Source organism: Mesorhizobium sp. M0518, from assembly GCF_040321125.1.
In the GTDB taxonomy this organism is placed as follows: Bacteria; Pseudomonadota; Alphaproteobacteria; order Rhizobiales; family Rhizobiaceae; genus Mesorhizobium.
The window spans coordinates 34,136-46,092 of sequence record NZ_JAMYQY010000033.1 but is presented as its reverse complement, the minus strand read 5'-3'; the positions used below and the strand labels follow the sequence as shown (position 1 = coordinate 46,092).

General features: G+C 60.6%; 13 protein-coding genes. 5 read left to right on the top strand and 8 right to left on the bottom strand.

All coding sequences use genetic code 11. The features are described 5' to 3' along the window. The 6 genes from NKI66_RS30460 to NKI66_RS30435 form a co-directional block, all read right to left on the bottom strand. The coding region (locus tag NKI66_RS30460; RefSeq protein ID WP_352753815.1) for an ABC transporter ATP-binding protein at positions 1-781 on the bottom strand (781 nt) is incomplete at its 3' end. Continuing rightward, positions 771-1,655 carry an ABC transporter permease gene (locus NKI66_RS30455; protein WP_128306093.1) on the bottom strand — a complete coding sequence of 295 codons (885 nt, stop codon included), beginning with the start codon at positions 1,653-1,655 and terminating at the stop codon, positions 771-773. The genes NKI66_RS30455 and NKI66_RS30460, both read right to left, overlap by 11 nt. Further along, on the bottom strand, positions 1,652-2,698 hold the full coding sequence (locus NKI66_RS30450) for an ABC transporter permease (protein WP_128306095.1): 1,047 nt from the start codon (positions 2,696-2,698) through the stop codon (positions 1,652-1,654). Before NKI66_RS30450 ends, NKI66_RS30455 begins: the two co-directional genes overlap by 4 nt. An 88-nt stretch (positions 2,699-2,786) precedes the next feature. After that, a complete protein-coding gene (locus NKI66_RS30445) occupies positions 2,787-4,394 on the bottom strand; it encodes an ABC transporter substrate-binding protein (protein WP_023809363.1) in 1,608 nt (535 codons plus the stop codon). Positions 4,395-4,515: 121 nt separating this feature from the next. After that, positions 4,516-4,869 carry a Rieske (2Fe-2S) protein gene (locus tag NKI66_RS30440; RefSeq protein ID WP_023809364.1) on the bottom strand — a complete coding sequence of 118 codons (354 nt, stop codon included), beginning with the start codon at positions 4,867-4,869 and terminating at the stop codon, positions 4,516-4,518. A gap of 11 nt (positions 4,870-4,880) precedes the next feature. Continuing rightward, positions 4,881-5,963, bottom strand: coding sequence for an amidohydrolase family protein (locus NKI66_RS30435; protein WP_352753817.1), 1,083 nt, complete (start codon positions 5,961-5,963; stop codon positions 4,881-4,883). A 133-nt stretch (positions 5,964-6,096) separates the two neighbouring features. Between NKI66_RS30435 and NKI66_RS30430 the strand changes: the two genes are divergently transcribed. After that, the gene (locus tag NKI66_RS30430) at positions 6,097-6,954 is read left to right on the top strand and encodes a LysR family transcriptional regulator (protein ID WP_023809366.1); all 858 of its coding nucleotides are present in this window, start codon (positions 6,097-6,099) and stop codon (positions 6,952-6,954) included. Positions 6,955-7,165: 211 nt separating this feature from the next. Then, on the top strand, positions 7,166-8,122 hold the full coding sequence (locus tag NKI66_RS30425; protein WP_196815301.1) for an FAD-binding oxidoreductase: 957 nt from the start codon (positions 7,166-7,168) through the stop codon (positions 8,120-8,122). 107 nt (positions 8,123-8,229) lie between these two features. Here NKI66_RS30425 and NKI66_RS30420 read toward each other — a convergent pair whose 3' ends face one another. Together NKI66_RS30420 and NKI66_RS30415 are read right to left on the bottom strand one after the other, a co-directional pair. After that, positions 8,230-8,427: a hypothetical protein gene (locus tag NKI66_RS30420; protein WP_023809368.1), complete on the bottom strand. Its 198-nt coding sequence runs from the start codon at positions 8,425-8,427 to the stop codon at positions 8,230-8,232. Between the two features lie 120 nt (positions 8,428-8,547). Beyond that, positions 8,548-8,781 carry a hypothetical protein gene (locus NKI66_RS30415; protein WP_023809369.1) on the bottom strand — a complete coding sequence of 78 codons (234 nt, stop codon included), beginning with the start codon at positions 8,779-8,781 and terminating at the stop codon, positions 8,548-8,550. A gap of 407 nt (positions 8,782-9,188) precedes the next feature. On the opposite strand from NKI66_RS30415, the gene NKI66_RS30410 reads away from it, so the two are divergent. The 3 genes from NKI66_RS30410 to NKI66_RS30400 are packed head-to-tail and all read left to right on the top strand — an operon-like array spanning position 9,189 to position 11,952. Continuing rightward, positions 9,189-10,193, top strand: coding sequence for a sugar ABC transporter substrate-binding protein (locus tag NKI66_RS30410; RefSeq protein ID WP_127294835.1), 1,005 nt, complete (start codon positions 9,189-9,191; stop codon positions 10,191-10,193). Beyond that, positions 10,190-11,191, top strand: coding sequence for an ABC transporter permease (locus NKI66_RS30405; protein WP_023809371.1), 1,002 nt, complete (start codon positions 10,190-10,192; stop codon positions 11,189-11,191). Before NKI66_RS30410 ends, NKI66_RS30405 begins: the two co-directional genes overlap by 4 nt. After that, positions 11,188-11,952: an ATP-binding cassette domain-containing protein gene (locus tag NKI66_RS30400; RefSeq protein ID WP_023809372.1), complete on the top strand. Its 765-nt coding sequence runs from the start codon at positions 11,188-11,190 to the stop codon at positions 11,950-11,952. Before NKI66_RS30405 ends, NKI66_RS30400 begins: the two co-directional genes overlap by 4 nt. Positions 11,953-11,957 lie beyond the last annotated feature (5 nt).

The following is an 11,957-nucleotide window of genomic DNA, read 5'->3' as shown; positions in this document are numbered from 1 at the left end:
ATTCCTGGCTGGGCGAGGCCAGCATCTGGCGTGTATCAGCCTCCTCCACGGTACGTCCGTGGCGCAGAACCATGATACGATCCGCCATTTGCGCCACCACCGCTAGGTCATGCGTCACGTAGATTGCAGCGGTGCTGAATTCCTCCACGATGTTGCGAATGGAAGCTAGAACTTCAACCTGCGTGGTCACGTCGAGCGCCGTTGTTGGCTCGTCGAATATTATGAGGTCCGGACGACAAGCCATTGCCATCGCTGTCATTGCCCGTTGCAACTGCCCGCCGGAGACCTGATGAGGATAGCGAAAGCCTATGGTCTCCGGTTCTGGGAGTTGAAGGCGTCGATAAAGATCGACGGCGCTCCGGTTCGCCTCTTCCCGGCCGGCAATTCCATGCGCCACCGCGGTTTCGACGGTTTGTTCCAAGAGCCGATGTGCCGGATTGAAAGAGGCAGCCGCGCTTTGCGCGACATAGGCAATGCGGGAGCCCCTGAGGCGACGGCGCCCTTTTTCATTGACTGCCAGAAGATCAATCCCGTCGAACAGGACCGAGCCTTGCGTGATCCGGCAGCCCGGCTTGGCATAACCCATTGCGGCAAGGCCAATGGTGGACTTGCCGGCGCCTGACTCTCCGATCAGCCCAAGAACCTGGCCCCGCTTCAGCGTCAGATCGACCCCGTGGACAATGGGATGCCACCGCTCATCCGAAAACCCCTCCACATGCAGATTGCGGATTTGAAGCAGATCCTTTCCTTTTTCGCGTGGGCCTGGGCCGCTACTTTTCATCCCGCAACCCGCTTGTTGCTTGCAGGAACCAGTCCACCACGAAATTCACGGACACGGTAAGGAGAGCAATCGCGCCGGCCGGAAGTAGCGGCGTGACATCGCCATAGGTGATCAGGGTCGCGTTCTCGCGCACCATTGATCCCCAATCGGCCGTCGGCGGCTGAATACCGACGCCGAGAAACGACAGCGCCGCAACTGTCAGGAACACGAAGCAGAATCGCAAGCCGAACTCGGCGACCAGTGGCGGCATGACATTGGGAAGGATTTCCTTGGCGATGATCCATTTCGGTCCCTCGCCGCGTAATCGTGCCACCTCGACATATTCCATCACCGCCACGTTAAGCCCGACGGCGCGAGAAAGCCGAAAGACCCGGGTGGAATCCAGAAGCGCAATGATGACAATCAGGCTGGTGATCGACGAGCCGAAGATCGTCAGCAGCACCAGCGCGAAGATCAGACTCGGGATCGACATCAGCACGTCCACCGCACGCGACAAGATCTGGTCGAGCCACCCCCTGTACAATGCGGCAAGAAGGCCGAGCGAGACGCCGACCGCGAAGGACAGCAACGTGGTCGCGACCGCGATAGCGATGGTGTTGCGCGCACCGTAGATCAAGCGGGTAAGCATGTCGCGGCCGAGCTGATCGGTTCCCAGTTTGAACTCCTGGCTCCACGGCGCGAAGGCTTCGCTGAAAACCTGCGTCTCGCCATATGGGGCTATCCAGTGCGCGAAGACCGCAACAAAAACGTAGCCGAGGATCACGACGATGCCGAACCATGCGCTGAACGGTGCCTTCTTCAGCGCAGTTTTCGCCCGGGTCGCACGCGAGCGCCTCAGCCTCCGAACCGCCGCGACAGATTCGGATCTGGTCATCGCGGGTGCAAGAGCCTGGGATTGGTGGCGATGGAAATAACGTCGGCTAGCAAGTTGAGAAGGATGTAAGTCGCGGCGAAAATCAGGGCGCAGGCCTGGACAACCGGAACATCCCTGGATTTCACCGCGTCAACCATCAGCTGGCCGATGCCGGGGTAGACGAACACGACCTCGACCACGACCACTCCGACGATGAGATACGCCAGGTTGAATGCTACCACAGTGACGATCGGAGCCCAGGCATTGGGCAGGGCATGCCTCAGCACGATCACCATCGGGGACATTCCCTTGAGGCGCGCCATATCGATGTAGGGGCTTGCCAGCATGTTGATGATGGCCGCTCGGGTCATGCGCATCATGTGGGCCACGATTACGAGCGTAAGGGTGATTGCCGGCAGGGCCACTTTCCAGAGATGCTCCCAAAATGGCGTCTGATCGTTCACATTCGACAATGTCGGAAATTTAGGAACCGCATTGAGCGCCCAGTTCAGCGAGACAGTGAGCCAATGAGGCAGCGTTTGAGCGAAATCGGATCCGATGAACGTGTCGCGCGAGATCACCAGGTAGGCGAGCATATAGGCGACGAAAAATTCCGGGAATGAAATGGTTGTCAGTGTCGCGACATTCACCAGCCGGTCGAACCAGCCGTTGCGGTACAGCGCAGCCAGAATGCCAAGCCCTAAGGCCAGCGGAACGGCTATCAGCGCCGTCACCGCTGCAAGGAACATCGTGTTGTAGAGGCGGGGTGCGATGATCTCGGCCACGGTACGCCGATATCCGGTGCGGCTCGCAAACGAAGAGCCGAAATCGCCATGGAGCATCTGGGCGACCCAAACGAAGTAGCGCTCGACAGGCGGACGATCGATGCCGATTTCCCGCTGGAACGCGGCGACCGTTTCGGGCGTCGCCGATTGCCCAAGCGTGGCCTTGGCGAAGTCGCCTGGAAGCATTGCGATCGCAGAGAAGATGATGATGGACACGATGAACAAAGTGACCAGGCCGAGGCCAAGGCGCTGCAGGACCGTTCTTGCGACGGGGTTCATGTGCGTGGCGTTTCCCTTTGGGCGGCAGCCCTGCACTCGGAGTAAGCCGGCCGGAGCCACAAGACCATCGCGGCTCCGGCCCGCCATCTCATGCCGTGGCGATCCACCAGCGTTCGGCCATTTTCAGTCCATCGTTCTCCCAGTTGGGCGCCACATCACCGTGTGCGAGCTTTTTGGATTGCGCGCTGACGAAATTGTTGAAGACCAGCACGATGCTGCCGCCGTCATCGTGGGTTAACTGCTGCATCTCGGCATACATCGCCGCTCGCTTGGCCTCGTCCGTCTCGGCGCGCGCCTGGACAAGCAATTCGTTGAAGTGGGGATTTTTCCAGAAAGACTCATTCCAACTGGAGTCGGCGGCGAAGGCTTGCGTGAACATCCAGTCGGCCGTGGCCCGACCGCTCCAATAGGAAGCGCACCAGGGTTTCTTCAGCCAGACATTGTCCCAATAAGCGTCCTCGGCCTCACGCACGACATTGACGTCGATGCCGCATTGGGCTGCCGTTTCGCGAATGAGCGAAGCCGCGTCCACGGCGCCGGCAAAAGCGGCATCGGCGACCGAGAGATCCACTTTCAGGTTCTCCATTCCGGCCTTTTTCAGGTAGTGCTTTGCTTTTTCCGGATCGAAGCTGTGTTGCGGTTGCGGATCTTTGGCGAATTTGATGGCCGGCGCGATCGGGTTGTCGTTGGCCACAGTAGCGTGGCCAAGAAAAATCTTGTCGACGATTTCTTGGCGATTGATCGCCCATTTCAATGCCATTCGCACGTCCGGATTATCAAACGGCGCCATCGTGACATTCATCGGCAAGGTATAGTGCCCGTAGCCAGTGACTTCGACGATTTCCACCTTGGGATTGCGTTTCAACATGCCGAGGGTCTTCAGGTCGGCGCGGCCGATATAGTCCACCTCCCCCGTGGACAGCGCCGCCATGCGGGCGGCAAGATCCGTGATTGCGATGAACTCCACCTCGTCGAGATAGGGCTTGCCATTCTTGAAGTAGTTTGGATTGCGCTTGAGTTTGGCCGAAACACCGGGCTGGAAATTCTCGAGGACGAAAGCACCGGTGCGAACGCCTGAAGCCCAATCCGCCTTGCCGTCCTTGGCCGGCATGATGACCAGATGGTAGTCACTCATGATGTAAGGGAAATCGGCGTTGCCGTCCTTGAGCGTGAAGACCACCGTTTCCGGGCCGTCCGCCTTGACGTCGGCGACGGAGTCCAACAGCGATTTCGCCGCCGATTTGGTGTCCTTGCCCATGTGATATTGCAAGGAGGTCACGACGTCATCCGCCGTCACGGTCTTGCCGTTATGAAAGGTTGCGCCTTTGCGCAGCTTGAAGGCCCAGGTTTTGGCCCCATCCGAAGTTTCAAAGCTCTCGGCGAGGTCCGGTTGGACATTGCCTTTGGCGTCGACCTCGGTGAGGCTGTTGGACAGCGAGCCCGAAAATGCGGTTTGTGTGAACGTGTCGGGGTAGCCGGCCGGATCGATCGAATCCGTCGTCGCGCCATGAGCCATGCCGAGCTTGGCGAAGCCGCCCTGCATCGGTTCGGCCCGCGCCGTGCTCACGAACAGCCGGTCGGCGGCGGCAACGGTCAGGCCCGCGGCCAGCCCAAGATGAATGAAGTCGCGGCGGGAAACCTTGCCGCCTCCGATCAGGCTTTGCGCGATACCAAGCTTGTATTCAGATTCTGACATTTGACTCTCCCATTGCGGAGTTCTCCGCGTTATTTCTCGTCAAGCACCGGCGAACAAATCTGCTTATTGGCTCCCGCCACCTTTCCTTCGAATTTTTCCAATCCCAATCGGCTTGCGCCAATCAGGCCGTCACGTAGATGCCGCCGGCTTCGACGGTGACTGGAAATGTGCGCGCGCGAACGGAGGGATCGACCAAGGCCGCGCCTGACTTGATGTCGAACTCCCAGCCGTGCCAGGCGCATCGAACGATCTCGTTTTCGCGATGATAGATGAATTGCGCCTGTTCAACGGGCGCGGTTGTGCCGCATTGCGGCCCCTCGCAAAGCGGAGCGCCGCGGTGCGGACAGACATTGAGCAGCGCGTGGAATGAATCTCCGATGCGGAAAATCCCGACCGAAAGGCTGCGGATCTTGGCGATGAACGGAGACCCTGTTTCGATCTCGTCGACGCGGCAGATATAGGTCTTCTCGGGCATCGTATGCTTCCTCAGGCGGCATTCGCGGCTTGCGCGCGGGGGATGCGTTTGTAGACTTCCAGCGCGTTCAGTCCCATGATCTTGCTCTTCCAGGCAGGAGGGATTTGCAGCGTGTTGGCATCGTCGTAATCCCAGTGCGGATAGTCCGATGCAAACATCAGCGTGTTTTCGCCGTCCATCGCTTCGAGCGTGGACCAGAGATGTTGGATGTTTGCAGGCTGCTCCAGCGGCTGCGTGGAAAAGCGGATGTTGCGCCGGCAATATTCAGACGGCAGCATCTTCAGCCATGGCGTCTCCTTGCGCAGCGCTTTGTAGTCGGCGTCCAAGCGCCAAAGGACCGACGGAACCCAGGCGACGCCGCACTCGATGATCACGAAGTAGAGGTCCGGCCATTTCTCGAAGACGCCATGGGCGATCATGCTTGCCACGTGCGACATCGCCGACATGTGCAGAATGGCATGCGTTTCCCAGAAGAATGTCGTCGGGGCAGGAGCAATGGCAGTTGAATTCACGCCCCCATGCCCGCCCAGATGAATGGCGAATGGCAACCCCACTTCCGCGCAGGCTTCGTAGATCGGGTGGTAAAACGGGTCGCCATACGGCTTGACGGACCCCTGGGAGGCGAGAACCTGGACCATGCGCGGATGACTGCCAAGACGGCGTATCTCGGCGGCAGCGAGCTTCGGATCCTGTGGCGCGATGATGATCGAGCCCATGAAACGATCGTCTTTCGGCAACCACTGATCGATCTGATAATCGTTGTAAGCGCTGACCAGAGCGCTGGCATAATAAGGGTTCGCCAGGGTCGACGCCTCGATAGGCTCATCGCCGGTCAGGATCGCCACGCCGACTTTGTATTTGTCGAGGTGCTTCTCCTTCATGATGAGATAATTGTCGGCTTCTGTTTTCGGACGGATGTCCTTGCGGGAAAAATCCTGCGGGTGGAACCAGGGCCGATGACCATGCGGAAAGGCGCCAACGGGACCTGTTTTCTCGCCCTCGATGAACATGTCTTTCCACAAGCCGGAGAGATAGGGCTCCAACACGGTGGCGCTTGACCAGTAATTATGACAGTCGCAGTCGACTATGAACACTTCTTCCGCTCCGTATCCGTGTCTCGTCCCGCGGCGCTGCCGGCCGCTGATCTGCTGCAGCTTCCGCCTTGAGTATTGTTTGATCAAGCTTATGATACGTGGAATATGATCGAGTTTTTCGATTGGATATTTCATGCAACTTGATCACATCGAGACCTTTCTCGACATTATCGAATCGAGAAACTTCAATCGCACCGCGGATCGGCTAGGGTTGACCCAGTCGACGATCAGCACCCGCATCAAGAACCTCGAGAGCGCAATCGGGTCCGAACTGTTCCAGCGCGGACGCGCCGGGGCGGAGCCGACCGCCGCAGGGCGCCGGTTCGAAGCTTATGCAAGATCCTTGCTGTCCACATGGTCGCAGGCTCGCCACGATGTCCGGGCGTTCAATCGTTTCGAAGGCACCTTGCGCGTCGCCGCGCAGGTCGGGATGACCCGCTCGGTTTTGCCGGGTTGGGTCGAGACGCTGTGTCAGGCTCTTCCCAAATCGTCGATCCATGTCGAGTCGGATTATTCAAACCAGATGGTCAGCGACCTAAGCATGGGAAATCTCGACATCGCAGTGCTTTACGCTCCGCGATACCTACCCGAAATCTCCTATGAGCATTTGATGGTTGAGGAATATGTGATGGTTTCCACGGTGGCCAGAACCCTCTCGGAGGTCGATCCCGAAACCTACATTCGTCCGGGCTATACGGTCCTGCTGGAGAAGGCCCATGCCGAATTGCTCGGCGAGTTGGCGATCTGTCGCCTTTCCATGGGATCGGAAACCTTGGCGGAAATGATGCTACGGCGCACGGGCGGCACCTGCTATATGAGAAGTGACGATGCGCGCCGGTTCGCCCTCGAACGCCCATCGTTCATCGTCGAAGGCGCTCCGACGCTGCATCAGCCGGTACACACGGCCATCCTGGCGCGCCGCAAACACGAACCGATCATCCGCAAGGGAATCCGCGCCCTTCACGTTGCCGTGATGTCACTGGATATGTAATCGAAATACTCGATCATAACTTGGGAGGGATGCTTCTGTTGCGGGGGGCCTGGAACTGGCATCTTGGCTCGACTTCAAACCGAGATGAATGATGAACGCACACGTTCCCTTTGGGGCCCCCGACCTCCTCCCGATGAGGCGTCATCGGCAATGGGCACAAACCACATCGCAGCTTGTACTCTGCCGTCGTGTAATCGAGGAAACGCCCGATGTGAAAACCTTCGTTTTCACATCCCCGACGGATCGGATGTTCTGCTTCAGCGCGGGCCAGTATGTGCTCGTGCACCTTAAGATCGAGGGTGCCGCGGTGACGCGCTCCTACTCTGTTTCGTCACCACCGACGCGACCGCTCGACCTGCAGATCACGGTGAAGCGAACACCGGGCGGCCTGGTTTCGAATTGGCTCCACGACAATTTGGGGGCGGGCGACGAGATCGAGATCGAAGGGCCGCTCGGCTCATTCAATCTCGATGACCTGCCATATGAAAAGCCGCTCTTCCTTTCGGGCGGCAGCGGGATAACGCCGGTGATGTCCATGCTGCGTGCGCTTACCGACCGCGCGGCCGACCAGGATATCTCATTCGTTCATAGTGCCAGAACGCCTGGTGACATAATCTTTCGAGGGGAATTGGACGCACTTGCCTCTCGCTTTCCCAACGTAAAAGTAACGTGCGTTTGTAGCCAGGAAGATCCCACCTGGAGGGGGCCGACTGGCAGAATAGACAGCCAGATGCTGCTGACCCTCGTTCCCGATCTCCACAACCGCACTATCTTTGCCTGTGGCCCTGAAGCGTACATGAAAGCCGCACGTGCCTGCCTGGATGCGATTGGCGTGGCTCCGTCGCGGTACCACCAGGAGAGCTTCGGCGGCGTCAGCAGCCCTCAGTTGGAACCGGCCTCGACAATACCATCTTCGGTCCGTTTCGTCCGCTCCGGGATCGTGCATAACTGCTTGCCCGGAGAGACGCTGCTGGAGGCGGCACGCCAATGTGGCGTCTACGTCCCAACCGCCTGCCAGCAGGGAGTTTGCGGCACTTGCCGCATCGCCAAGTTGTCCGGCGAAGTCGCCATGGAGGATCTCGGCGGTCTGGCCCCTGAAGAGAAGTCGGCCGGCTATGTCCTGGCATGTTGCAGCCGCCCGCAAGGAACGGTTTTGCTCGATCTTTAACCCCGGGTGCTTGGTTCAGCATTGAAGCCGGCGCAGTAGTGTTGAACTGCCGGTGAAGGCGTTGCCGGCGTAGCGGACTGATGCCCATCGACCCCAGCCGATATTGCTCAGAAGTCGAGAGCGACCATCATGCCGCGGACTTCGGCCATTTCCAGCAGCAGGTCTTGCAGTCTTTCGTCCAGCGCGGCACCGGTCAGCGCCAGAAGCTCGGTGATGCTCTCTCTCATCGATATGACGGCAGCGCCTGTCTTCTCGGCGAGCAGCCGACCGATGGCAGCTCGGATCAGGTCGTCCTGATCAGACATCGCTTCACCTCCCGACGCACTGCAACCTCCCCTTGCTTTCCATGCCTCACCGCCGCTTTCGACAACAGGGCGTGATTTCCCATACGGTATGATTTTCGATGCGACATCAGGCACCTTTGCTCATGCCAGCAGACCGTCTCGATGGGCCCGCCAGTCGTTCAACACCGACAATGAGGGCAGCAGCGAAAAAGGGCCGGGCTGGACCGTTTCAACCGCTGCAAGCAGCGCCAGCGGCACTTCGTGCCGATAAAGCCCAATGCACACGCCCCCTTCGACCGTTGCCGGCAATTCCGTGATTGTGTCGAAAATCGAAAACGTACCCGTTGGCTCTTCCACGATTTCGAAACGCCCCACCCGAAACCTCCCTCTGCACAAAAGTAGCGACCAACGCGGACATCCCCAACCGGTTCCCTGAGGCCGGCACTTTTTTTCGCGCCTTGGTTGTAGCGCATGCCGGCAGCACAGTCATGCCCGCAGGGCGCACAGTCAAAAATCGCTACGCACATTTTAAATCTTGACGCGTGTCAATTTTTTATAAAACATGCGCAAACGCCGGCATGGCATCGACCGGCGCTCTGGGAGGAGCAATGCCTGACGTCGAAAGTGCCCGAACCTGGGCTGCAGTCCGCACATCCCAAGCGGGCAGCATTCTGTTGGCGAGACCATCGCGCCGGGCGCCGGGCTCGCGCCCCGTCGGACATTGCAGTCGCCGGCCAGCGACATTGATGCAGCCCATAAAACAATCAGGAGGAGGAAAAACCATGCGTATGTTCAATTGCCTGAAGCTTGGCACGAACCTGCTTGGCGCAGGCATGCTGGCAGCCATCGTCGCAGCGCCCGCCCATGCCGAGGATGCGGCGAAAGTCGCGGCCATCGTCAAAGGCCTCGACAATCCGTTCTTCCAGACCATGCAGAAGGGCATCGAGGAGCAGGCCAAGGCAAACGGCGTGAATGTCAGCGTCCAGGCCGCCGCCAACATGGGTGACGCCACCGGCCAGGCCGACCGCCTGACCGCCATGGCCATGCAGGATTTCGATTGCTACCTGGTCAACCCGATCAGCGTCTCCAATCTCGTCCAGGCGCTGGTGCCGGTCGCCCAGAAGAAGAAGCCGATCGTCAACATCGACTCGACCATCGACCCCGAGCAGGCCAAGGCCGCCGGCTTTGCCGTCTCGACCTATATCGGCACCGACAATGTCGCCGCCGGCGCGCTGGCCGGCGAAGAGATGCTGAAGCTGGTGCCGAAGGGCTCCAAGGTCGCGCTGGTCGCCGGCATCGTCGGCGATGTCGGCTCCAACGCCCGCATCAAGGGCTTCAAGCAGGCGGTGGAAGGTAAACTCGACATCGTGGTGATGGTCAGCGCCGACTGGGATCGCGAAAAGGCCCTGACCGCCGCAACCGATATCCTCGCTGCCCATCCGGACCTCGCCGGCTTCTTCGCCGCCAACGACATCATGGCACTCGGCGTCGAGCGCGCCGTGCGGACCTCGGGCAAGGACGTCAAGGTGATCGGCCTCGACGGCATCGTCGACGCGCTGAAGTCGATCGCATCAGGCGAACTCACCGCCACCGTCGCCCAATATCCCTATGTCGTCGGCGCCATGGGCCTCGAGGCCTGTGCAGTGGCCGCCAAGGGCAAGGAACTGCCGGCCAACGTGCCAGCACCGGTGCTGTTGATCAACAAGGACAATGCCGAAGCCTCGCTGAAGAATTTTCCGCGTCCGGGCGGCGACTATCCCGATCCCTTCCGCGAGATGCTGAAGTGAGCACACCTGCAGACAACGCGCCCGCCGCCCATTCGGCGGGTGCGGAGGAGAGCCGTCCCTCCCTGGCGGCTCTCCTCCTCGATCCCTCCTTCTGGGCCGACTGGGCATCCGTCGTCGGCCTGGTCGGCCTCGTCATCGTCTTCGGCATCGCCCAGCCGGTCTTTCTCAGCGTCGCCAATCTGCAGGCGCTGTTGCTGGCGGCTGCGATCCTGGTCGTGCTGTCGATCGGCCAGACCTTCGTCATCGCCACCTCGGGCATCGACCTGTCGCTGGCGGCCGCCGTCATGCTCGGCGCCATCATCCTCGGCCTCGTCAATGCCGCCGACTACGGCATCTTCATCGCCTGCATGCTCGCGGTTCTCGCCACCAGCGCCGTCGGCTTCCTCAACGGGCTGATCATTACGGCAGGCAAGATCCCCGACTTCGTGGTGACGCTCGGCACGCTGTCGGGCATCACCGGGCTTGGGCTCATCCTGTCGGGCGGCGAACCGACCATGGTCGGCTCGACCTTCCTGCTCAGGCTCGCCTCGGGCTCGTTCGGACCGTTCGGCTATCCGGTCTGGGTAGCGATCGCAGCCGTCATCGTCGCCCATATCGCGCTCTACCACACGCGCTTCGGCGTGCATCTGCTGGCGACCGGCGGCCAGGCTGAAAGTGCCGGCGCGCTGGGCATCCGCACCAACCGGGTCAAGATCGCCGCCTATACGATTTCCGGTCTCTGCGCCGGCATCGCGGCCATTCTCCTGGTCGCCCGCATCGGCTCGGCCGAACCGCAGATCAACACCAGCCTGCTCTTGAATTCGGTGGCGGCGGTGGTGCTGGGCGGCGTCAGCCTGTTCGGCGGCCGCGCCAGCATTCTGGGACCGGCGATCGGCGCGCTGATGCTCACAGCACTCGTCAACGGCCTGACCTTGCTCAACGTCTCGGCTTTCTACCAACCGCTTGCCGTGGGGGCCATCGTGGTGCTGGCGGCGCTGATCATGCGGTATCAGAAATGAGCGCTCCCCATCATATCCCCGCCACTGAGGCGATCATCGCCTGCGAAGGGCTGAGCAAGCATTTCGGCGGCATCCGCGCCTTCACCGACGTCGCCTTCCAGGCCCGTCGCGGCGAGGTCACCGCCGTCATCGGCGACAATGGCGCCGGCAAGTCGACGCTGATCCGCAGCCTGGTCGGCGTGCATCAGCCGGACACCGGCAATTTGTTCTTCGACGGACGGGCGCGGCCCTTCGCCAATCCCGACGAGGCACGCAAGGCCGGCATCGAGACCGTGCACCAGAACCTGGCGCTGATCGACGAACTGACGGTCGCGCAGAACCTGTTCCTCAACCGCGAGATCGTGCGCCGCATCGGCCCGTTCGCTTTCCTCGACCGCAAGGCGATGAAGCGCGAGGCCCGCTTAATGCTGTCGCGGCTGTCGATCAACGTGCCGTCGATCAACCAGCGTGTGCGGCGTCTGTCGGGCGGCCAGCGGCAGGCGATCTCGATCTGCCGCGCTGTCGGCTCCGGCGCCAAGCTGGTGGTGATGGACGAACCGACGGCGGCGCTCGGCGTGCAGGAGACGGCCAATGTCGAGGCGCTGATCCGGCGCCTGCGCGAGCAATCCGTCAGCGTCATCCTGGTCAGCCACAATTTCGATCAGGTCCGCCGCCTGTCCGACCAGATCTGGGTGATGCGGGCGGGAAAGATGGCGGCGACCGTGCGCGCTTCCGAAACGTCCGGAAATGAGCTCGTCGCGCTGGTAACCGGCGCGGCATAGTCCTG

Bases quoted from the DNA above. Each gene is read 5' to 3' on its own strand.
- NKI66_RS30455 (WP_128306093.1), bottom strand. From the start codon at position 1,655: ATGACCAGATCCGAATCTGTCGCGGCGGTTCGGAGGCTGAGGCGCTCG.
- NKI66_RS30450 (WP_128306095.1), bottom strand. From the start codon at position 2,698: ATGAACCCCGTCGCAAGAACGGTCCTGCAGCGCCTTGGCCTCGGCCTG.
- NKI66_RS30445 (WP_023809363.1), bottom strand. From the start codon at position 4,394: ATGTCAGAATCTGAATACAAGCTTGGTATCGCGCAAAGCCTGATCGGA.
- NKI66_RS30440 (WP_023809364.1), bottom strand. From the start codon at position 4,869: ATGCCCGAGAAGACCTATATCTGCCGCGTCGACGAGATCGAAACAGGG.
- NKI66_RS30430 (WP_023809366.1), top strand. From the start codon at position 6,097: ATGCAACTTGATCACATCGAGACCTTTCTCGACATTATCGAATCGAGA.
- NKI66_RS30420 (WP_023809368.1), bottom strand. From the start codon at position 8,427: ATGTCTGATCAGGACGACCTGATCCGAGCTGCCATCGGTCGGCTGCTC.
- NKI66_RS30410 (WP_127294835.1), top strand. From the start codon at position 9,189: ATGCGTATGTTCAATTGCCTGAAGCTTGGCACGAACCTGCTTGGCGCA.
- NKI66_RS30400 (WP_023809372.1), top strand. From the start codon at position 11,188: ATGAGCGCTCCCCATCATATCCCCGCCACTGAGGCGATCATCGCCTGC.